This is a genomic window from uncultured Parabacteroides sp. (assembly GCF_947855115.1).
In the GTDB taxonomy this organism is placed as follows: Bacteria; Bacteroidota; Bacteroidia; order Bacteroidales; family Tannerellaceae; genus Parabacteroides.
Genome location: NZ_CANTZW010000006.1, coordinates 34,745 through 55,750, shown reverse-complemented (window position 1 = coordinate 55,750; position 21,006 = coordinate 34,745). Strand labels below are relative to the sequence as shown.

18 protein-coding genes are annotated in these 21,006 nt (G+C 42.8%); 17 read left to right on the top strand and 1 reads right to left on the bottom strand.

What is annotated here, in order from left to right; translation table 11 throughout:
• Positions 1 to 25: 25 nt before the first annotated feature.
• A complete protein-coding gene (locus Q0110_RS06045; RefSeq protein WP_297904183.1) occupies positions 26 to 952 on the bottom strand; it encodes a hydrogen peroxide-inducible genes activator in 927 nt (308 codons plus the stop codon).
• A gap of 456 nt (positions 953 to 1,408) precedes the next feature.
• On the opposite strand from Q0110_RS06045, the gene Q0110_RS06040 reads away from it, so the two are divergent.
• The 17 genes from Q0110_RS06040 to Q0110_RS05960 all read left to right on the top strand — a co-directional run bounded on the left by Q0110_RS06040 (position 1,409) and on the right by Q0110_RS05960 (position 20,998).
• Positions 1,409 to 1,588 (top strand): hypothetical protein, encoded by a 180-nt coding sequence (locus Q0110_RS06040; protein WP_297904180.1) that lies wholly within the window; start codon positions 1,409 to 1,411, stop codon positions 1,586 to 1,588.
• A 157-nt stretch (positions 1,589 to 1,745) separates the two neighbouring features.
• Positions 1,746 to 2,021 carry a zinc ribbon domain-containing protein gene (locus tag Q0110_RS06035; protein ID WP_297904178.1) on the top strand — a complete coding sequence of 92 codons (276 nt, stop codon included), beginning with the start codon at positions 1,746 to 1,748 and terminating at the stop codon, positions 2,019 to 2,021.
• Between the two features lie 287 nt (positions 2,022 to 2,308).
• Positions 2,309 to 2,797 carry a Dps family protein gene (locus Q0110_RS06030; RefSeq protein WP_297904175.1) on the top strand — a complete coding sequence of 163 codons (489 nt, stop codon included), beginning with the start codon at positions 2,309 to 2,311 and terminating at the stop codon, positions 2,795 to 2,797.
• Between the two features lie 158 nt (positions 2,798 to 2,955).
• Positions 2,956 to 3,753 carry an IclR family transcriptional regulator gene (locus Q0110_RS06025; RefSeq protein WP_297904172.1) on the top strand — a complete coding sequence of 266 codons (798 nt, stop codon included), beginning with the start codon at positions 2,956 to 2,958 and terminating at the stop codon, positions 3,751 to 3,753.
• Positions 3,754 to 3,770: 17 nt separating this feature from the next.
• On the top strand, positions 3,771 to 5,546 hold the full coding sequence (locus Q0110_RS06020; protein WP_297904169.1) for a cytochrome D1 domain-containing protein: 1,776 nt from the start codon (positions 3,771 to 3,773) through the stop codon (positions 5,544 to 5,546).
• 12 nt (positions 5,547 to 5,558) lie between these two features.
• Positions 5,559 to 6,653: an endoribonuclease L-PSP gene (locus tag Q0110_RS06015; RefSeq protein ID WP_297904166.1), complete on the top strand. Its 1,095-nt coding sequence runs from the start codon at positions 5,559 to 5,561 to the stop codon at positions 6,651 to 6,653.
• Positions 6,654 to 6,689: 36 nt separating this feature from the next.
• On the top strand, positions 6,690 to 7,448 hold the full coding sequence (locus Q0110_RS06010) for a hypothetical protein (protein ID WP_297904163.1): 759 nt from the start codon (positions 6,690 to 6,692) through the stop codon (positions 7,446 to 7,448).
• A gap of 93 nt (positions 7,449 to 7,541) precedes the next feature.
• On the top strand, positions 7,542 to 11,543 hold the full coding sequence (locus tag Q0110_RS06005; protein WP_297904160.1) for an SUMF1/EgtB/PvdO family nonheme iron enzyme: 4,002 nt from the start codon (positions 7,542 to 7,544) through the stop codon (positions 11,541 to 11,543).
• 201 nt (positions 11,544 to 11,744) lie between these two features.
• Entirely contained in the window at positions 11,745 to 14,174 is a 2,430-nt protein-coding gene (ccsA, locus tag Q0110_RS06000) for a cytochrome c biogenesis protein CcsA (protein ID WP_297904158.1), read from the top strand.
• Between the two features lie 34 nt (positions 14,175 to 14,208).
• Positions 14,209 to 14,523, top strand: coding sequence for a hypothetical protein (locus Q0110_RS05995; RefSeq protein WP_297904155.1), 315 nt, complete (start codon positions 14,209 to 14,211; stop codon positions 14,521 to 14,523).
• Between the two features lie 41 nt (positions 14,524 to 14,564).
• A complete protein-coding gene (locus tag Q0110_RS05990) occupies positions 14,565 to 15,581 on the top strand; it encodes a dihydroxyacetone kinase subunit DhaK (RefSeq protein ID WP_297904152.1) in 1,017 nt (338 codons plus the stop codon).
• A gap of 8 nt (positions 15,582 to 15,589) precedes the next feature.
• Positions 15,590 to 16,204, top strand: a complete 615-nt coding sequence (locus Q0110_RS05985) for a DAK2 domain-containing protein (RefSeq protein ID WP_297904149.1) — start codon at positions 15,590 to 15,592, stop codon at positions 16,202 to 16,204.
• 70 nt (positions 16,205 to 16,274) lie between these two features.
• Entirely contained in the window at positions 16,275 to 17,147 is an 873-nt protein-coding gene (gene lsrF / locus Q0110_RS05980; RefSeq protein WP_297904141.1) for a 3-hydroxy-5-phosphonooxypentane-2,4-dione thiolase, read from the top strand.
• A 166-nt stretch (positions 17,148 to 17,313) separates the two neighbouring features.
• The gene (locus Q0110_RS05975) at positions 17,314 to 18,198 is read left to right on the top strand and encodes a hypothetical protein (RefSeq protein WP_297904139.1); all 885 of its coding nucleotides are present in this window, start codon (positions 17,314 to 17,316) and stop codon (positions 18,196 to 18,198) included.
• 53 nt (positions 18,199 to 18,251) lie between these two features.
• A complete protein-coding gene (locus Q0110_RS05970) occupies positions 18,252 to 19,571 on the top strand; it encodes an MFS transporter (RefSeq protein ID WP_297904136.1) in 1,320 nt (439 codons plus the stop codon).
• A gap of 19 nt (positions 19,572 to 19,590) precedes the next feature.
• Entirely contained in the window at positions 19,591 to 20,589 is a 999-nt protein-coding gene (locus Q0110_RS05965; RefSeq protein WP_297904133.1) for a glycoside hydrolase family 130 protein, read from the top strand.
• 67 nt (positions 20,590 to 20,656) lie between these two features.
• Positions 20,657 to 20,998 carry a hypothetical protein gene (locus tag Q0110_RS05960; protein ID WP_297904130.1) on the top strand — a complete coding sequence of 114 codons (342 nt, stop codon included), beginning with the start codon at positions 20,657 to 20,659 and terminating at the stop codon, positions 20,996 to 20,998.
• The last annotated feature ends 8 nt before the right edge of the window (positions 20,999 to 21,006 follow it).

Genomic DNA, 21,006 nt, shown 5'->3' with positions numbered 1-21,006 from the left:
TACCCTATGGGATTTACCGGAAAAATCACACTACTTTTTGTCCAGGCTGTAGAGTCAGCATTTCTTTAGGGACTGCTTTCTTGATACTTTCTATCAAGATTCCCGCTACCGTATGCCGGATGAAGTCCTTACGGGTGACTAATACGATCTCCCGTGTTGGTTTGGGGATGGCGAACGGACGTACTAACTCTTTCTGCTCCTTATTTAATTGAAGAGTAGCTAATTCCGGGATGAATGTGATACCATTGCCACTTTCTACCATGCGCATAAAAGTCTCCAAGCTACCTAAACGATAAGCGGCTTGGCGAATTTTTACCTTTTCCATCTGGCAGAAACGCATCAATTGGTCTCGAAAACAATGCCCCTCGTCGAGTAACCACAACCGCTCGTCGTTGATATCGGCGGTACGGATCAAATCCTTTTTGAAGATAGACTCATTGTGAGCCACGTATCCGAAAAATTGCTCGTAGTATAATATGTCTCCTTGCAAATAGGATTCTGTGGGTTGGTTTGCTATGATAGCGGCATCGATTTCTCCGTTTTGTAGAGCGGACATAGTGGGAGCGGTTTTCATTTCCAGGATGCGGATATCAAGGTCTGGATGTTTCTCCGATAATTGTTGGAAGAATCGGGGCAATAAATAGGGAGCGATTGTTGGTAGTACCGCTAAGCGAAATGTACCTTTTAGTGATTGTTCTTCCTCGTTCACGATATCTTTAATAAGGGATGCTTGGTATAAGACGTTTCTTGCCTGCTCAATAACCTTGCGTCCGGCAGGTGTGGGGCGAACAGGTTGTAAGTTCCGGTCAAACAATTTAATACCCAGTTCGTCTTCCAGCTTTTGGATCATCATGCTCAATGTTGGTTGTGTCACCCGGCAATGTTCCGCTGCTTTTGCGAAATGACGATAAGTATCCACGGCCAAAATGTATTCGAGTTGCTGTATATTCATAAGTACTTTTCATTTAAAATCCAAGCTAGGTTGGATGGTTCGTTAATAATTAATTTTAGTATTCATTCTTGTACCAAGGTGTTAAAGTGGAAGCTGGCTTTGTTAAGCGGCGACCTACCAATAACAAACATCCTGACAGTACGTAGTAACGCTCTTTGTGAGAAGATCATATTGTTAAGAAAACAGACTTTTACTTCGTTCTGCCCTCTGATAACAAGTACAAATATAGCGATTTTTTTGCTGTCCGAAAACTTCCGTAGATAATAAGTTGCCCGGATGGTTATCAAGGTATCTTCTATATAATTTGTGAATAGAGAGGGCTGTGATACTAATTGGGTATACGGTGAAAAAGGGCTTGGTTGTGTTAAATTCAATTTGTCTATAAACAAAAGCTTAGAAAAGCCTGTTTAAAATTAAAAAATAAATGGTTTTACTTATTAATCTAAATAGAGATATATGATACCAAAAGTGGAGATAGAAGCAGGAAAAGCGGATTTAATCCGTGAAATTTTAGATATCGATGATTTGCAAGATATTGATTTGCTTGATAAGTATCGTGATATATTTATAAAATCGCAGAGCTTTTTCCCGGAAAATGAATGTATTGATGATATTGAAAGTAGAACGAGTAGATAATCTTCATCACTTACTGATTCTAATCGGATATTTTTATTGGTTTAAGGATTACTTTTTATGGAGATATTAAATACTATATGCTAATGTTCAATATTCGATGCGACTGTTAGGATTATTGTGTATCTTTACCATTTATATACCAATAAAATAAATGAGTATGGAAACAACATTTTGTCAAAGTTGTGGCATGCCGCTGCAAAAGAATGAGGAACTAGGAACGAACCGTGACGGAAGTAGGAATAAAGAATATTGTTGCTATTGTTATAAAGACGGGGCTTTCACGATGGATTGTACGATGGAGCAAATGATTGACCATTGCGTTCAATTTATCGATGAGTTCAATAAAGATATGGATATTCATTATACGAAAGAAGAAACCATAGCGAATATGAGATTATTTTTCCCTACATTGAAACGTTGGGCTGTATTATGATAAAACTAACTGGATATATCCAGAGAAGTTAGATAAAAAGTATCTGAAAAAGCGTGTTCCGCAACAGGGATACGCTTTTTTAATTGTATATAATCTATTGGTTGATAGTAAGCGTGGGATGAAGAAGCCGGAATCGCTTGTACATACCCCTGATCAATCATCTTTTGTTTGTTTAATAAATTCCTTCTATTTGGATATAGAAATTATCTGTTTGACAGCCGTTTATACTTGTCGTACCTTTGTGATACAAGAAAAATGAAAAGTATAATAATTAAAAAGTAGCAATTATGAAAACATTAGATTATCTCCATTTAAATGCATCTGTAATAAATAATGTAGTAGTAGGTTTAAAGCAATTATTGGCAGATTACCAAGTGTTCTATACGAATCTTCGTGGTTTCCACTGGAATATCAAGGGACATGGTTTCTTCGTCCTTCATGGTAAATTCGAGGAACTGTACAATGACACGGCAGAGAAGGTTGATGAGTTGGCAGAACGTATATTGATGCTGGGGGGTGAACCGGAGAATAGGTTCAGCGAGTATTTAAAAGTAGCCCATGTAAAAGAGGTCTCAAATGTATCTTGCGGTGACGAGGCTTTAGGGAATATCCTTGATACATATGGTTATTTGATCGCTGAGGAACGTAAACTTCTCTCTTTAGCATCTGAAGCGGGGGATGAGGCAACGGTGGCTTTGATGAGCGACTATTTGAAGGAACAAGAGAAATTGGTTTGGATGTTGGTGGCTTATTCAACTTGCGATTGCAAGAAATAATAAAATAGCTAGAGTGTTTGGAGAAGGCCGGAAGTAATTCCGGCTTTTTTTATGATATTTATGCTCTGCAACATACTTAACGCTTTTTTACATATTTCATGTCTTGTTTAAATTCATCACAGCTATATTTGGTTCAGATCTGAAATGTAATTTCAAATATGGAAAATACGCTGCCAAATATGGAAAAAATGGATGAGAACTACAAAGTGCCCAATTTAGAAAAGGGCATAGCGGTTCTTGAGTACTTGTCCTTGCGGTCGGCGGGGGAGACATTGCAGGATATTAAGTCGGCGCTTGATATATCCCAGACTACGGCCTACCGTATTTTGAATACATTGGTACGCTTGGAGTATCTTAATTTCAATGAAGATACGAAACGCTATAAACTTTCCCGGAAATTATTGACACTTGGTTTCAGATCCTTGAATGAACATAACCTATTGGAAACCGTTTTACCACATTTGCGTGATTTACGCGACCAGGTAAAAGAAACCGCTTGTTTCGGAGTGCTGGGAGATGAGAAAGGAATTTTCATCGAACAGGCGCAAGGCCATCATACGTTTCGTTTCGTCCTATCGCCGGGAAAGCCTTTTGAGTTACATTGTTCGGCTCCCGGAAAGGCGATTATGGCTTATTTGCCGAAGACAGTGAGAGATCGTTATTTGTCTTATATGACGTTTACACGGTATAATTCCCGGACAATCACTTCTCGCGAGGCGTATTTGGAGGAATTAGTGAAAGTGGCTAAGTTGGGGTACGCCATGGATAATGAAGAGGAATTAAGTGGGGTGATTTGTGTAGGTGCCCCGATCTTTAATTATACGGGATATCCTTGTGGGGCGATCTGGATCTCTGGTCCGAAAGATCGTTTGTCGAAAGAGGTAGTGAAAAATTCGGTCAAAGCAATCAAAGAGGTTGCGGGATTGATCTCGAATGAACTTGGATTTAGAAAATAAGGAATACGAAATATACCATGAACACACGAAAATACTTGATGAAAAACTCGTTGGTGGCGTGTTTGCTAGGCTGTTGCGTTTTTCTCGCCTCAGCCGGCAACCCACCTTTCTTTACTACGGACGCGGTATTGAATGCGAAAGGGGAACTGTTAATGGCGCAGAAAGGAACAAAACGTCTAGATGTCTTTTCTGCGGATGGTAAAAACCTGCTTCATTCATATCCGTTTGATGAGATCCCGACCGGTTTGCTTCCGGATGGGGATAAAGTATATGTGACAACTTTCCAGAAGACTGGGCGTTTACAGGTGCTTTCCTTGGAATCGGGTAGGGTGGAAGCGGCTATACCGACAGGTTCGGGTGCATGTTATCCGATATTCGGACCAGATAAGAAATATATATATGTATGTAATCAGTTCGATAATTCGGTGGTTGAGATAGATCCGGTGATGCGTAAGGTAGTCCGGAGCGTGAAAGTGTTGCGTGAGCCGAAATCTGCTGTATTCAGCAAGGATGGGAAATATATGTTTGTCACGAATTTCTTGCCTGCTCAACGGGCAGACGTGGATGTTGTGGCCGCTTGTGTATCAGTAATTGAGATGGATGGATTTACGAAAGTAAAGGATATCCAGCTTGCGAATGGTAGTAATGCCTTACGGGGTATGTGTATTACGCCGGACGGGAAATATATATATGTCTCTCATAATTTGGGGCGATTTACCGTGCCTACTTCCCAGCTTCAACAAGGTTGGATGAACACGAGTGCTTTTAGCGTGATCAATGTGGAAAAGCAGGAATTCGTGGGGGCCGTATTGGTGGATGAGCCTGATCGGGGAGCAGCCGGTATTTGGAGTATCGCTTGCGATGACAAACATATTTTTATTACGCATAGCGGTACACATGAGGTTAGCGTGATTGATCATCCTGCGATGTTGGCTAAGTTTGAGTCTTATAAAGATAAGAGTCGTCTGGATTATGACTTAAATTTCTTGTATGGGCTTCGTGAGCGAATTCCCTTAAAAGGAAACGGCCCTCGTGATTTCATATTTTCGGGTGACAAATTGATCGTTCCTACCTATTTTGCAGACATCTTGAATGTCATTGATATAAATACGCTGGAAGTAACGGCTACCGATATGAATCCGGGACGTACAGAAACGCTGGAACATAAAGGCGAGAAATACTTTAATGATGCGAATCATTGCTATCAGGGATGGCAGAGTTGTAACGGTTGCCATCCGGGAGATGCCCGTACGGATGGGATGAACTGGGATTTGATGAATGATGGAGTAGGTAATTCGAAGAATTGTAAGAGCATGCTATATTCACATGTGACACCTCCCAGTATGATCTCTGGAGTTCGTGAGACCGCGGAATATGCGGTTCGTGCTGGTTTTAAGTTTATTCAGTTTTTTGAGCCGGAAGAGGATATGGCGAAATGTGTAGACGCTTATCTGAAATCCTTGCGTCCGGTACCTAGCCCGTATCTGGTAAATGGGGAATTATCAGAAAAGGCGAGAAAGGGGAGAAAGGTCTTTGAAAAGCTGAAATGTGGCGAGTGTCATAGCGGACCATATTATACGGATATGAAAATGCACCGTATTGGTGAGGATATTGAATTTGAGAAGGGGTGGGATACACCTACTTTAGTCGAGGTTTGGCGTACAGCTCCCTATCTGTTTGATGGACGTGCGGCTACTATGGAAGAAGTGTTCGAGGTCTATAAACATGGTATTGATAAAAAGGTTTCCAAGAAAGATATCGAGGCATTAACTGAATATGTAAACTCCTTGTAAATATAGAATAATATGAATTATTGCGAGAAAATACATTATACGATATTAAGTGCCAAGCCGGCAGAGTTCACGGCTATGGTGGACGATCTGTTATCTCGGTTGCCTCAAAATGAGGTTATCGTGAGACTAGCCTTTTTCGGTACACCGGGCACGAATGAGGAATATGTGAAACGTCGTGTTTTGCTCCGGGAAAAAATTCGTCGATATTATGGAGATTGTGAGCCGGCTTTGAGTTATGTCTCTCAGCCTCCGTTGAACGCTCCATTGTTGATGGAGGTACATAGTTATGTGCCCGATGCGCAGGATCGGATTACTTTCCGTCATTATCAAGGTGTTCCGTATGTTTTATTGGAAAATGCGTCGGGACGTTTTCTCTTCGCCGGCGGTTTCCAAGGTGATGTGCTTCATTTTGGTATCGAGGCTCAGTCGGTGGAGGCTTTCCGGTTGTTGGGGGATGTACTTCGTCGGGAAGGTTTTCCGTTGAATAGTATTATCCGTCAATGGAATTATATTGAACGTATAACGGCTTTTGACGGCTCGGATCAGCATTATCAGGCATTTAATAACGCTCGATCTGATTTTTATAGTAAGACGGAGTGGATGAATGGATATCCGGCCGCTACGGGTATCGGGGCAAATCTGGGAGGAATCTTGATTGATGTGGATGCTGCCGTGTTTACTTCGCCGGATGCTTTTGCTACGCCGATAGATAATAAGTTGCAGGTAGCGGCTCATGCTTATTCGGAACAAGTGCTGGAGGCCGCCAGACAAAAGAAAACGACACCTAAATTCGAACGTGCCAAGAGCATGACTTTTCAGGATCGCACATTAATCTATATCTCCGGTACGGCCGCTATCCGTGGAGAGGAGAGCTTGAGAGAGGTCGGGTTGGAATGTCAGTTACGGATCACGATGGAAAATATAGCGGAACTGATAGGCGACGCTAAATTAGTCAAGTTACGTGTTTACTTGAAAAATAAATCCGATTATGAGGAAGCCGAGCGGTTGATGAATACTTACGGATTGAATATCCCGATCTCTTATATGTGGGCCGATGTGTGCAGGGATGAGTTATTGATTGAGATCGAGGGTATAGCGATACGTTGAAATAAATTAAGTACTAACAAATATACACAAAGACAAATGAGAAAAAGTTTGAACATGAAAATGGCGGCTATGGGATTGGTATTAGCATCTATGGTCGCATGTACAGGAAAGACAACGACAGACGCTACTTGTTGCGCCGCTAACGGAGAAGGCAATTGTCCGGAAGGTATTTGCCGTGAAGAATGCACGAATGCATGTAATACTAACAATCAAAAAAATAAAAAAATGGCTTATTCAAAGAAGTACACGAACGCCGATTTTTATAAAGACGGCAAGTTTCAACAAGATGTCGCTATGGAGGCGATGAAAGATATGTTTGCCTTCTACGATGTTCCTTTTACGGAGTTGATGGCGAAAGATATGTGGGTGACAGACTTTGGCTTGGGGGATTTTGAGAACGTAGGAATGGGCGGTATTTTCTGGATTAATGATCCGGAGTATAAGTATTTCGCTCATGCTATTTATTTATTGCCAGGCCAGATGATTCCGGAGCACGCGCATGTAAAAACAGACTTCCCGGCTAAACATGAGTCTTGGATGGTAGAGAAGGGTTGGGTTTATAATTTCTCTGAGGTTGGTGATGAGACTCCGAATGCCCCGGCTATCCCTGCTGGACACGGTCCGATCAAGAGCAAGAATTTTGTGATCCAGAAGGTTGGTGATGTATTACGTCTGAAGGAATTAGAAACATTCCACTTTATGATGGCTGGGCCGGAAGGTGCTATCGTAGATGAGTGGGCATGTTATCATGATAATGCTGGTTTACGTTTCACGAACCCGAAGGCCGCATTATAAAAAACTCTAGGTTTTATGTGTCGTAATCCTAAGGATTATTGTTCATGATCCTTAGGATTTTAATAAACAACCTTCTAAATTTAAATTTAATACATGAATAAATACTATATAATGGTATCACTCTTGTTGTCGACCTCTTTTCTTGTTTCGGCAGGTCCGAAGCAAAAGGAGGTAGATAATTGGATTGATGCTTCAGTAAAACAAAAGTCTGAGCTTCGTGCCTCTTTGGTGAAAGCGAACATGCCGATCATGTCGGCTTGGATCAAGGCGAAGCAAAAGGCTGTCCCGATGTCTGCCGATTTGACAGGCTTGGATCAGTTAGTGCTTGTTACATCTGCCGGGCCGGACGGTACGGATTGGGATTGGGGTACATGGGCAAACGCCCGCTTGATCAAGGCAGACGGTAGCTCGGTTTGGTTGGATGAGTTGGATCCTGATTACTGGGTTTCTGGCTCGGGTAGCATCCGTAAGAATACGGATTTATACGGAAATCCTTTGTTGATAGGTGGAAAGAAATATGATCATAGCGTATTATGTCATGCCAATGGCGTGATGGTGTACAATATCAATAAGGAGTATGTACGTTTCGAGGCTGAGGTAGGATTGGCTGACCAGTCGACGGTAGGTAGTGTATATTTCCGTATCATGAATGTTTTCCCGAAGGAAGAGGCCGCACGTTTGCTAGCCGCTTATCCAAAGGAATTAGGAGCCTTAAACGCTAATATAGATGGGTTGGAGAATTGGTTGACCGCCAGTGATGCTTCCGCTGAGCGTGATATCGTGTTGAATCTGGCGTCTCGCCTGAAAGATGCTACATACGTAAGAAATGCAGTCAAGCAGATAGAGGCAGAGAAAGATATCGATACTCAAATTCGTGAGTATTTGAAACTCTATGAAAAAACTCAGCGGATTTGTAATTTGCAGAGCGACTTGAGTTGGTTGAATATGGAGGCGATCCGCTTAGCTTTCGACGATATGAAGAAGTTGAAAGGTTTTGATGCCGCTAAGTATCAACCAGTCTTGGATGAGTTAGAGCAACAGGTGAAGAATGGTTTCGATAATATTTATAGCGGTGATGAGGCTGCCTTAGCTAACGGAGAGAAAGCGATTGCGAATAAACGTGCTATTTTGTTGGCAAATCCATTCTTGGATGGTGACAAGGTATTAGCGGCCCGTTTTAAATTGGGAGTAAACGCTCACAAAGCGATGGCCCCGGATTTGGGTACGCAGAGTAATAACTGGAGTAACCAAGAGTCTGCCCGTCGTATGGGTTTTGATGCTGATATCGTAGAATTGAGTAATTTACGTGGGGAAGTACAAGTTCGGTCAGTTTATAAACCGGAAAACGGCTCTTCTATTGCGGACTTACGGATGCACTGGGATGGTGATCGGGCGATGTTTACTCAAACAATGCCGGATAAGCGTTGGAACGTATTCGAGGTGAAGCTGGATGGAACTGGTTTTAAACAATTGATACATAACGAGGAACCAGACCTTGAATTTTATGATGGAACTTATTTGCCGGACGGACGTATCATTGCCAATTCGAATATCGGTTACCAAGGTGTGCCTTGTGTAAGTGGTGATGATCCTGTCGGTAATATGGTACTTTATACACCGGAAACGAAGAATTTACGTCGTCTTACATTCGATCAAGACGCTAACTGGAATCCGGTAGTGATGAATAACGGTCGTGTGATGTACACTCGCTGGGAGTATACGGATTTAACGCACTATTATTCTCGTATCGTGATGAATATGAATCCGGATGGTACGGAGCAGAAAGCGTTGTATGGTAGTGGGTCGATGTTCCCGAACAGTACATTCGATATCCAGCCATTACCGGGCCATGGTTCTGCTTTCGTGGGAATTATCTCTGGTCATCACGGTATCGCCCGTTCCGGTCGTTTGATCGTGTTCGATCCGGCGAAAGCCCGGAAAGGTGCCGCAGGTATGGTACAGGAGATCCCATATCGTAACCGGCCAATCGTAGAGGAAATCAAGGATGAATTGGTAAATGGCGTGTGGCCACAGTTTATCAAACCGACTCCTTTGAATGATAAATATTTCTTGGTTGCCGCTAAATTGGACCCGCAAGATTTATGGGGTATTTATTTGGTGGACGTGTTTGATAACGTGACTTGTTTGCGTAAGGTGGAAGGAGAAGGTTATATCAGTCCGGTCGCCGTGCGTAAGACACCGACTCCTCCCGCTATCCCGGATCGCGTGAAATTGAATGAGAAGGAGGCTACGGTCTTTATTCAGGATATTTACGAGGGTGAAGGCTTGAGAGGTATTCCTCGAGGTACGGTTAAATCTCTTCGTCTACATGCTTACGAATATGCCTACGTGAAGACTACCTCAGACCATAACTGGCATGGAATCCAGTCTGGTTGGGATATCAAGCGTTTATTAGGTACGGTTCCAGTGGAAGAGGATGGTTCTGCGATCTTTAAGATTCCAGCAAACACACCGATCTCTATACAACCATTGGATAAGGACGGAGTGGCTATTCAGTGGATGCGTAGCTGGTTGACAGGTCAGCCTGGTGAGGTGGTATCTTGTATCGGTTGCCATGAGGACCAGAACCAGATTCCTATCCCGAAACGTGTGATGGCTTCGCAGAAAGCCCCGCATCCGTTAACTCCTCCGGAAGGTGGTACTCGTTCGTTTACGTTTGACCTAGAGATCCAACCGATTTTGGATCGTGCTTGTATCGCTTGCCATAATGGTGAGGGTAAGGCCTTTGACTTACGTGGGGGAAAGAAAGATAAGTTGGGGTATGGTACTTCTTATTTGAACCTGCATCCGTATGTACACCGCCAAGGTGGTGAAGGTGATATGGTAGTGCTTCAACCGTATGAATACCATCCGAACACGAGTGAGCTGGTTCGTATGTTGAAGAAAGGGCACTTTAACGTTCAGTTGACGGATAAGGAGTGGAGAACTCTTTATAACTGGATTGATTACAATGCTCCGGATAAAGGATATTTCAATGCGAATGTCCTTTCGAAAGATATCATCCCATATCAAGGTTTCGATCAGATCAAACGCCGTAAGGAATTGACAGATAAGTATGCAAATGGCGCAGGTGTGGATTGGAAGAAAGAGATCTCTGATTATGCCGCTTACTTGAAGAGTAAAGGAGAGATTAAACCGGAGATGCCGGAGAAATTGCCTCCTGTCAAGGAAAAAGAATTAAAGGTGAAAGGCTGGCCTTTCAATGCGGAACAAATTAAGGCTATGTTGGCTGATGAGAAAGAGACTCGTAAGGAGATTGAGCTAGCTCCCGGCATCAAGATGGCATTTGTCCGCATCCCGGCTGGACAATTCGTGATGGGTAGTTATCGTGGACAATCTGATACTTATCCGACTGCCAAAGTGAAGATAGACAAGGCTTTCTGGATGGGCGAGTTGGAGGTTACGAATGAGCAGTTTAATGTGATCTTCCCGGAACACGATAGCCGTTTCGTGGATCAACAATGGAAGGATCACGTGGTTCAGGGGTATCCTGCGAATAAGCCGGAGCAACCGGTGATTCGTGTAAGTTACAACGATGCTATGGATTATTGTAAGAAGTTGAGCGAGAAAACAGGTTTGAATATCACGCTTCCGACTGAGGCTCAATGGGAATGGGCTTGTCGTGCCGGTAGTGATCAGGATTTCTGGTATGGTGATATGAATACTGATTTCGGCAAGAAGGATAACTTAGCTGATGTGACCACACTTTTGTTTGCTGTAAGCGGTATCGACCCGAAACCGATGCCTAAAACTTCTTTCTGGTATAAGTACTATACATTCTTGCCGAAAGAGGAAGGTGTAGACGATGGCAATTTGGTTCAAGTGGGTGGCAAGCAATATGAGGCGAATCCGTTTGGTTTGTATTGTATGCATGGAAATGTCGCAGAGTGGACGCGTTCCGATTACTTGCCTTATCCTTACAGCGAGAAATCAAAAGAGGTTTCCGAGTATAAGGTGGTTCGTGGCGGTTCTTATATCGAACGACCGAAATTCTCGACATCTTATACCCGTAAGGGATATTATCCATACCAACGTGTGTTCAACGTAGGTTTCCGGGTAATTATTGAGGATTAGTTGACAGATGACAAATGACAGTTGATTGTTATTAAGATAAGCTATTGAAACTTTTAACTGTCAATATTCAACTCCTATCGCTTCATAGACCTAGTCTATGGAGCGATAGATGATACAGATGCGGCAAATTAATCGCCGATTCTTTTAAAAATGATTAATCTGCGTACATTTGTCGCATCAGTATTATTAATAAATGAGCAAATGAAAATTCTAGAAAGACTTACCTCTTCTTCTGTGACGACAATCGTCCTTCTATCGATCTACGCCTTTGGCTTGGCTATCGCTACTTTTGTAGAGAAGTATCACGGTACTGCCGCCGCTAAAGCGATGATTTACTATTCTCCTGTATTTTTCTTACTTCAATTTTTATTGGTAGTCAATTTCGTGGCTATCGTTGTCAAACGCCAACTACTTAAACAGCATAAATGGGGATTGATGGTGACCCATGCCGCTTTTATCGTGATTCTTCTAGGTGCTCTTGTTTCCCATCTTTTCGGCGAAGAAGGAATTCTTCACCTGCGTGAGGGAGAGTCCAGTGATCGTATCATGATCCGTACCTCGGACCAGACCCTCTATCATACGCTTCCATTTAGCGTAGAACTCATGAAATTTACCTTAACCCGTTATCCCGGCTCTGCCAGTCCTTCCTCTTATGAGAGTGAGTTATTGGTACATGTGGATGGACAGACTCGCCATGCCCGGGTATATATGAATAACGTATTAGACGTGAAAGGCTACCGTTTTTTCCAGGCTTCTTATGATCCGGATGAACGAGGGACGGTACTTTCCGTAAACCGAGATGTGGCCGGAAGAAATATTACGTATACCGGCTATGTAATTTTAATGATTGGCTTTATTCTTTGTCTGGTAGGTAAGAACTCTCGTTTCATGAGATTAAGCCGTCAGTTGAAAGAGCTAAGAAAAAACGCTCGTAAAACAACCTTGTTGGTGGTTCTCTTTCTTTCTACTTGGGGGATGCACGCACAAAGCGCAGCTATCCCGGAAATGAAAGAAACCGTGCAAAAATATGTGATAAGCCAAGAACATGCTGCTAAGTTTGGCGCGTTACCTATCCAATCGGTGAGTGGGCGTATGTTGCCGATTAATACATTCTCTTCCGAGGTATTGCGGAAGTTACATAAATCAGATCAGTTTGGAACTTTGAATTCAGACCAGTTTTTGCTGAGTGTCTTGGTTATGCCGGATATGTGGGCCCGGATACCGTTTATTGCTTTTTCTAATAGTGAACTTGCTAATTATTATGATCTTACAGATAAGGAATGTGCCTATGTAGAAGTGTTCGACAGTAATGGACATTATAAATTACAAGAAAGATTGGAGGAAGCTTATAATAAGATGCCCGCAGAGCGTAACCGCTTTGATAAGGATTTGATCAAGCTGGACGAACAGATGAATATCTTTCATCAATTAATTAATTACCAAATGCTAAATCTCTTTCCGAAAGAGGATGATCCAGATCACAAATGGTATGCGCCGGGTGATGATTTATCGGTATTTTCCGGAAAAGACTCTATGTTTGTTTCCCACATTATGGGATGGTATTTATCGGAGGTACAAGAAGGGTTGAAGAGCGGTGACTGGAAGAAAGCGGATGAGGTGGTCGGAATGATCGATACGTACCAACAAGCTAAAAACAAGACTTTGGATATTAGCCCGAAGAAAATACAAGCTGAAATTAAATACAATCAAATGGATGTATTCCGGCAATGTAAGAAAGGGTATTTGATTTTGGGAGGTTTGTTACTGGTCTTCGCTTTTGTGATTTTATTCAAGAAGGAGAAATGGATTGTTTATACGATTGGGGTATTAAGCGTGGGTATTTTTGCTATATTCGTTTTTCATATGTATGGAATGGGAATGCGCTGGTATATCGCTGGTTATGCCCCTTGGAGCAATTCGTACGAAACGATGGTTTACGTAGCTTGGGCTACAGTGTTTGCCGGATTGTTGTTCGTGCGTAAGAGTATGCTTACATTTGCCTTGGCTACTTTATTTGGAGGTATCATCTTGTTCGTATCCGGCTTGAGTTGGATGGATCCGCAAATCAACCCGTTGGTGCCTGTATTGAAATCTCCCTGGTTGATGTTTCATGTGGCGGTTATCGTGGGAGCCTATGGCTTCTTCGGTATTAGCTGCCTGATCGGTTTGACGGATTTGGTGATGATGAGCGTGAGCGGAAAGAAGAATGCTGTGATGCTAAAGGAGCGTATTCGGGAATTGAGTATCGTGAATGAGATGTCGCTTTGGATCGGGTTAGCCTTGATGACAATCGGTACTTTCTTGGGAGCGATTTGGGCGAATGAGTCGTGGGGACGTTATTGGGGCTGGGATCCGAAAGAGACCTGGGCGTTGATTACGATGGTGATATATGCGATCGTTACACATCTTCGCCTGATACCGAAATGTAATAACTTATGGTTATTTAATTTTTCGTCTGTCTTGGCATTTTATTCGGTGCTGATGACTTTCTTCGGCGTGAATTATTTCTTGAGTGGAATGCACTCTTATGGCCAGAACGACAATGTGAATGGAATATTTATTTATCTTTATTTGTCGGTTTTCCTTGTGCTGTTGATCGGTTTTATATCTTTTAAGAAGAGAAAAAACTAATAATATAATTGTCTAACTATAAATTGAATAGATCATGAGAACGTTTAATCATGTAGGAATTATCACTACAGAGAACAAAGATGGGGCTGTTTATAACGAAGGCCTGAGTGTCTGGTTGACAGATTACAACAAGAGTCCGAACCGGATCGAGTTCTTGAAATTTGAGAAAGGTAGCTGTTTGCCGGAGTTGGTACAGACCAATGGCCATATAGCTTATACGGTTCCTTGCTTGAAAACAGAGTTGGAAGGTAAGAATGTAATTTTCGGTCCGGTTGTTTGCGATGAGCACTTGACGATCGCTTTTATCGAGGAAGAAGGTATCGCTATTGAGATCATGGAAATAAAATAATTCGTAAATCAAAATTTATAAATCTAAAGGAGGATAATATCATGTCAGACATCAAGACAAAATTCATAAATGATCCTGAGAATATTACGGCAGAATTGTTAGAAGGTTATGTATTAGCCTATCCAAATCAGGTAAAGTTGGCAGCAGAGAATATCATTGTACGTGCAAATCCGAAAGACAATGATAAAGTAGCGATTGTTACTTTAGGCGGTTCCGGTCATGAGCCGGCTTTGAGCGGATTTGTGGGAGAGGGTATGTTAGATTGTTCCGTTGTAGGCGATATATTCGCTGCTCCGGGTGCCCAGCGTTTGTTTCAGGCTCTGCAATTGATGGATCGTGAAGCTGGGATATTATTAGTTGTATTGAATCATTCCGGCGATGTGATGAGCGCTAATATGGCTTGCCAGTTGGCTGCTCGCAAAGGAATCAAAGTGAAGAAATTGCTTACGCATGATGATATTAGCGCAGGTATCAGGGCAAATGCCGACGATCGCCGCGGTTTGGCTGGTTGCGTTCCTTTATATAAGATTCTAGGTGCCGCCGCCGAAGAAGGGAAGTCTTTGGACGAATTGATCGAGATCGGAGAACGCTATAATAAGAATGTGGCTACTTTAGCTGTTGCCATGCGTTCTTGTACACATCCCCAAAACGGTGGTACGATCACGAACCTTCCCGATGGAATCATGGAAATCGGTATGGGGCAGCATGGTGAAGGTGGCGGTGGACAGAAACCATTGGTGTCTGCCGATGATACGGCTGCGGAGATGGTAGACTTGCTTTGCCAGCAGTTACAGCCAAAAACTGGAGATAAGATGTTGCTGATCATCAATGGTGTAGGTGCGACTACCCATATGGAATTGAATATCATCTTCCGTAAGGCTTATAAAGAATTGGAAGCCCGTGGTTTACAAGTAGTAGTAAGCCGTATCCAAGAGATATTGACTGTGCAGGAGCAAGCCGGATTCCAGATGATCATGGCAATCTTGGATGAGGATCATATCGATTATTTGAATAATAAACGTGCGGATGCACCTTATTGGACAACCTTAGGTAAATAAATATATACATGAAACAACTTACTATCGAGGCCTTCAAGGCTATGTTAGACAATGCGCTGAAACAGATTAAAGCACGTGAGGAGGAATTCTCTAAATTAGATGCCGTAATTGGAGATGGTGACCATGGTACCGCTATCGTTGCTGCTATGACCGCTGTGAATAAAAGTGCTCAATCCGGAACGGAATTCAAGCAAATGCTTAGTGATATGGGTATGGATGTAATGATGGAAGTGAGTGGATCGACAAGTACTTTGCTCGGCGCTTTCTTCTTAGGTATGAGCGATCATGCCGAAGGTACCGAGTTGGATGCAGCGAGTGTGAAAGCTATGTTCGCCGGAGGTCTGGCGAATGTGCAACAACAAACCCAAGCGAAAAGAGGTGATAAGACGATGATGGATGCTTTGATCCCGGCTGTGGAGGCTATGCAAGCTTGTACGTCGGATGATATCAAGGAAGTCTTGAATGCCGGTGCTAAGGCTGCGCTTGAGGGAGCGGAGGCTACGGTACAGATGAAAGCTAATTTCGGTCGTGCTCGTAACTATGGTGAACGCTCAATTGGCTTTGCTGATAGTGGAGCTACTTCTTGGAGTTGTATGTTCGCTTCATTTGCTGAGGCGCTATAAAATAATACGCAGTGTGAGACGGGGAAGGTCCCGTCTCTACAAAATATAATATATTATAACGATAATAAATATGGCAGATTTAGATGATTTGAGAGAAGGTGCGGACTTCGGTTTAGGCATCAATTGTGAGAACCAGAGTTTCCATGTGAAGGGGGCTGAGAACTTACCTTGGGGTATGAAAGATCGTTTATCCCGTATTTTCAATCCGAAGACAGGTAAGGCTGTTATGCTGGCTTTCGACCATGGTTTTATTATGGGACCGACTTCGGGTTTGGAGCGTATCGACTTGAATATCGTTCCTTTGATTGAATATGCGGATTGCTTAATGTGTACCCGCGGTATTCTGCAATCTACGATCCCGGCGAATACGACGAAACCGATTTGTCTCCGCTCGGACGCAGGGACATCTATCCTTACGGATTTGAATGATAATGTATTGATCGATATAGAGGACGCAATCCGAATGAATGTGTCGGCCATGGCGGTTATGTTGGCTATCGGTGATGGGGCGCATGAGGCTAAGACGGTGGCTAATTTATACAAAGCGGTCGATAAGGCTAGCCGTTACAATATCCCGATAATGGGTGTTACCGCTGTTGGTAAGCAAATGGCCCGTGACGCTCGTTACTTTGGCTTGGCTTCTCGTATTTGTGCGGAGAACGGTGCGAATATCGTGAAGACTTACTATTGCGAAGGCTTTGAGAAGGTCGCTGCCGCTTGCCCGGTTCCCGTGGTAATCGCCGGAGGTAAGAAACTTCCGGAAAAAGAAGCGTTAGAATTATGTTATAATGCGATCAATGATGGTGCGGCCGGTGTGGATATGGGACGTAACGTGTTCCAGAGTACTTCTCCTGCGGCTATGATCCAAGCAGTTCATGCGGTCGTACATCAAGGTATCACTCCAGACCAAGGATATGAGTTGTTCCGTGATTTAGCGAAATAATCCGGTCGGGTAGATGTGACAATACAATAAGCCGGATGCGGAATTTGTGGGCTGACACAGATTAATCTATTGTAATTGCGATTGATGGTTGTGTTATTCTGCGCTTGTCTGTGTCCGGTAAATATTAATTTATATACCTCTTCTCTTATTTTTATATTATTATACCATGAAAATCTATACTTTTATACTATCTGCCTGCCTGTTACTTTTGTGTCCAGCCTGTTATGGTGTATCACGTTATCTTTTGTTAGGAGGTTCCGGTTGGGATAAGATCGCCATTGTAAACAAGAACTCGAAAAAAATCGAATGGGAGCATCCTTTGGAAAAAGGATGGGAGTGTAATTCTGTGGCTGTTACTCCTGATGGGAATATTCTTTTTTCATATTCGAAAGGTGCGAAGCTGATCACTCGAGATCATAAGGAGATTTGGAATATCGCCGCTCCGGAAGGATGTGAGATGCAGACCGCTCGTGTGCTTCCTAATGGTAATTATTTATTGGCGTGGTGTGGATGTCCGGCGACGATCATGGAAGTGAATGCGAAGGGAGAGATTCTTTCGAGAACAGAATTAGATACCGGAATCGACCAACCTCATGCCCAATTCCGCCAGGTGAACAAAAATGAACGGGGTAATTATTTAGTACCCTTGTTTGTTTCCTCCGAGATCCGGGAAATATCTCCATCCGGTCAATTCGTGAAAAGTGTGAAAGTAGATGGTAATCCTTTCTGTGTGGCAGCGTTGGATAATGGCAATTATCTGGTTGCTTGTGGTGATGCCCATTGTTTCGTCGAACTAAATTTCGAGACGGAAAAGGTTGTTCGTAAGGTGAATGCGAGCGATATCGAGGGGGGGCGACTCTTTTTTGTAGCCCAGTTGCTTCCTATACATGGTGGAAGTTTGTATATCTGTAATTGGCAAGGCCATGATGGGGAAGCTGCGAAAGGACATTATCCGCAGTTGATCGAGATAAATGAGGTCGGAAAGATTGTTTGGGAACTGAATGATAACGCTACTTTCGGAATGATCTCCTCTATTTGTCCAATTGATTAAGAAAATATATCCGGATTATTAATATATTTGTACACCTAAATTCTAAGTAAAGCATGGAAGAAAAAAACACGAATGCCGCTAAACGTCGAAGCCCTGTAACTTGGGTACCTAGTGTCTATTTTGCTATGGGACTGCCTTTTGTCGTATTGAACATGGTTACCGTATTAATGTTTAAAGGACTGGACATCTCGGATGCCCAGATTGCGCTATGGACTTCGGTAATCATGTTGCCTTGGACCTTAAAACCTTTATGGAGCCCGTTCTTGGAAATGTATCGTACCAAGAAATTCTTTGTCGTATTGACCCAATTATTATCCGGTTGCTTATTTGGTTTAGTAGCTTTGGCATTAAATTTATCAAGTTTCTTCGCTTTATCGATTACCTTATTAGGTATTATTGCGCTTAGTGGAGCTACACATGATGTAGCGACGGATGGTGTTTATATGAAAGAGCTTTCGCCGGAAGACCAAGCTAAATATATTGGTTGGCAGGGTGCTTTCTATAATTTGGCGAAAATCGTGGCTACGGGTGGCTTGGTCTATCTGGCAGGTTACATGATGAATTATTTTACGGGGATAGGATTGGAGAAAGAGGCGGTGATATATGCTTGGATGATCGTTATGTTACTTTGTGGTACGATCATGATCTTACTTGGTTTCTATCATATGAAGATGTTGCCCTCAGGGGGTGAGGCAGCTACCGGAGGTCGTTCTCTCAAGGAAAGTTTACAGGAGTTATGGTTGGTTTTTTGCGATTTCTTTACGAAAAAGCATATTGTGTGGTACATTTGCTTCATCATATTGTATCGTTTTGCCGAAGGATTTGTGATAAAGATCGTACCTTTGTTCCTTAAAGCACCGATAACTGAGCAAGGATTGGGACTTACCGAGCAAGAGATCGGCTTATATTATGGTACGTTTGGGGCTGCGGCGTTTGTGTTGGGGTCTTTGCTAGGCGGGTATTACATTTCAGCCAAAGGTCTGAGAAAGGTATTGTTTACGCTTTGTTGTTGCTTTAATATACCGTTTTTGGTATATACATTTTTGGCGTGCCTCCAGCCGGATAATGGCTTCATTATCGCTTCTGCCATCGTATTTGAGTATTTTGGTTATGGGTTCGGTTTCGTCGGTTTGACACTGTTCATGATGCAACAGGTAGCTCCAGGCAAACATCAGATGGCACATTATGCTTTCGCCTCTGGTATCATGAACCTAGGCGTGATGCTTCCGGGAATGATAAGTGGTTTCGTGAGTGACTGGCTAGGCTATAAATATTTCTTTATCGTGACCTTGCTGGCGATGATACCTTCATTTTTGGTTGCTTATTTCGTGCCATTTACGTATGATGATAAAGGTAATAAGTTAGTACAGTAACATTTTAATAGGTTTAGTTATGGATAATTTGAAAATCGTAGGCGCTCCGCTTCCTGATATGCCTTGGGAAGACCGCCCCGAAGGTAGCAAAGAAGTATTGTGGAGATATTCGAAGAACCCGGTGATTCCTCGTGATATCCTTCCAACATCAAACAGCGTGTTCAATAGTGCCATTGTCCCTTTCAAGGGTGGTTATGCCGGTGTGTTTCGTTGTGATGATACGAACCGGCGGATGCGTTTGCATGTAGGTTTTAGTGCAGATGCCATTCATTGGGACATTTCCAAGACGAAGCTAGAGTTTGAGTGTGATGATGAGGAGATCGGTGAGTTTGTTTACGCCTACGATCCCCGGGTATGCTTCATTGAGGATCGTTACTATGTGACTTGGTGTAATGGTTATCATGGACCAACGATCGGTGTGGCTTACACGTTTGATTTCGAGACCTTCCATCAGTTAGAAAATGCTTATCTGCCATTCAACCGTAATGGAGTGATGTTCCCTCGTAAGATTAACGGTAATTTTGCCATGTTGAGTCGCCCGAGTGATAATGGTCATACTCCGTTTGGCGATATTTTTTATAGCGAGTCTCCGGACATGTGTTTTTGGGGTAAGCATCGCCATGTGATGTCTCCGGCTCCATTTGAGGATAGCGCATGGCAGTGTATGAAAATCGGTGCAGGCCCTATCCCTATCGAGACTTCTGAGGGGTGGTTGCTGATTTACCACGGTGTACTTCGTTCTTGTAACGGGTATGTGTATAGTTTTGGTTCCGCTATATTGGATTTGGAACAACCTTGGAAGGTAAAATTCCGGTCTGGTCCTTATTTGTTATCCCCGCAGAAGGATTACGAGTGTATGGGAGATGTTCCGAACGTGGTGTTCCCGTGTGCCGCCTTGCATGATCCGGAAACGAGACGTATTGCCGTCTATTATGGTTGCGCAGATACGGTGACAGGATTAGCTTTTGGCTATATTGATGAGATACTGGACTTTACGAAGAAAAACTCAATCATTTAACATACTTAAAAAACAATATACTTTTTTACAGAAAGTATATTGTTTTTTCATTTGAGATATAAGATCTATGACAAAGATACAACGTTTTTTGGCAGATCTGCCCGAGGAAAAGAAAGCCTTGTTTATTCCTGTTTTCGGGAGCGTGGAGAAATTTTATACGGTAGTTTACTTAATTGCCCGGAATGAGCACGTTACCGATCAGGAGAAACCGGATCGCTATGAGGATCGTTTACGAGTGATTCGCCAGATGCGCAACCGGGTAGAGAGGCTGGTTTCTTCGTATGGCTTGGAAGGAGAGGAGATCGTAGCCGATATTGCTAGCGATTATTTTGAAGATTATGTTAATTACAAAGAGCCTGAGCTGGACATTACAAATGATGAGTTTATCTCTATCCTTCAGAAAATATAAACAATAAC

What these genes read in the sequence shown, in the direction of transcription:
- Q0110_RS05995 (WP_297904155.1), top strand. Translation starts at nt 14,209, where the DNA reads ATGAGAACGTTTAATCATGTAGGAATTATCACTACAGAGAACAAAGAT.
- Q0110_RS06020 (WP_297904169.1), top strand. Translation starts at nt 3,771, where the DNA reads ATGAACACACGAAAATACTTGATGAAAAACTCGTTGGTGGCGTGTTTG.
- Q0110_RS05965 (WP_297904133.1), top strand. Translation starts at nt 19,591, where the DNA reads ATGGATAATTTGAAAATCGTAGGCGCTCCGCTTCCTGATATGCCTTGG.
- Q0110_RS06030 (WP_297904175.1), top strand. Translation starts at nt 2,309, where the DNA reads ATGAAAACATTAGATTATCTCCATTTAAATGCATCTGTAATAAATAAT.
- Q0110_RS05990 (WP_297904152.1), top strand. Translation starts at nt 14,565, where the DNA reads ATGTCAGACATCAAGACAAAATTCATAAATGATCCTGAGAATATTACG.
- Q0110_RS06045 (WP_297904183.1), bottom strand. Translation starts at nt 952, where the DNA reads ATGAATATACAGCAACTCGAATACATTTTGGCCGTGGATACTTATCGT.
- Q0110_RS05970 (WP_297904136.1), top strand. Translation starts at nt 18,252, where the DNA reads ATGGAAGAAAAAAACACGAATGCCGCTAAACGTCGAAGCCCTGTAACT.
- Q0110_RS05985 (WP_297904149.1), top strand. Translation starts at nt 15,590, where the DNA reads ATGAAACAACTTACTATCGAGGCCTTCAAGGCTATGTTAGACAATGCG.
- Q0110_RS05975 (WP_297904139.1), top strand. Translation starts at nt 17,314, where the DNA reads ATGAAAATCTATACTTTTATACTATCTGCCTGCCTGTTACTTTTGTGT.
- Q0110_RS06010 (WP_297904163.1), top strand. Translation starts at nt 6,690, where the DNA reads ATGAGAAAAAGTTTGAACATGAAAATGGCGGCTATGGGATTGGTATTA.
- Q0110_RS06005 (WP_297904160.1), top strand. Translation starts at nt 7,542, where the DNA reads ATGAATAAATACTATATAATGGTATCACTCTTGTTGTCGACCTCTTTT.
- Q0110_RS06035 (WP_297904178.1), top strand. Translation starts at nt 1,746, where the DNA reads ATGGAAACAACATTTTGTCAAAGTTGTGGCATGCCGCTGCAAAAGAAT.
- ccsA (WP_297904158.1), top strand. Translation starts at nt 11,745, where the DNA reads ATGAAAATTCTAGAAAGACTTACCTCTTCTTCTGTGACGACAATCGTC.
- Q0110_RS05960 (WP_297904130.1), top strand. Translation starts at nt 20,657, where the DNA reads ATGACAAAGATACAACGTTTTTTGGCAGATCTGCCCGAGGAAAAGAAA.
- Q0110_RS06025 (WP_297904172.1), top strand. Translation starts at nt 2,956, where the DNA reads ATGGAAAATACGCTGCCAAATATGGAAAAAATGGATGAGAACTACAAA.
- Q0110_RS06040 (WP_297904180.1), top strand. Translation starts at nt 1,409, where the DNA reads ATGATACCAAAAGTGGAGATAGAAGCAGGAAAAGCGGATTTAATCCGT.
- Q0110_RS06015 (WP_297904166.1), top strand. Translation starts at nt 5,559, where the DNA reads ATGAATTATTGCGAGAAAATACATTATACGATATTAAGTGCCAAGCCG.
- lsrF (WP_297904141.1), top strand. Translation starts at nt 16,275, where the DNA reads ATGGCAGATTTAGATGATTTGAGAGAAGGTGCGGACTTCGGTTTAGGC.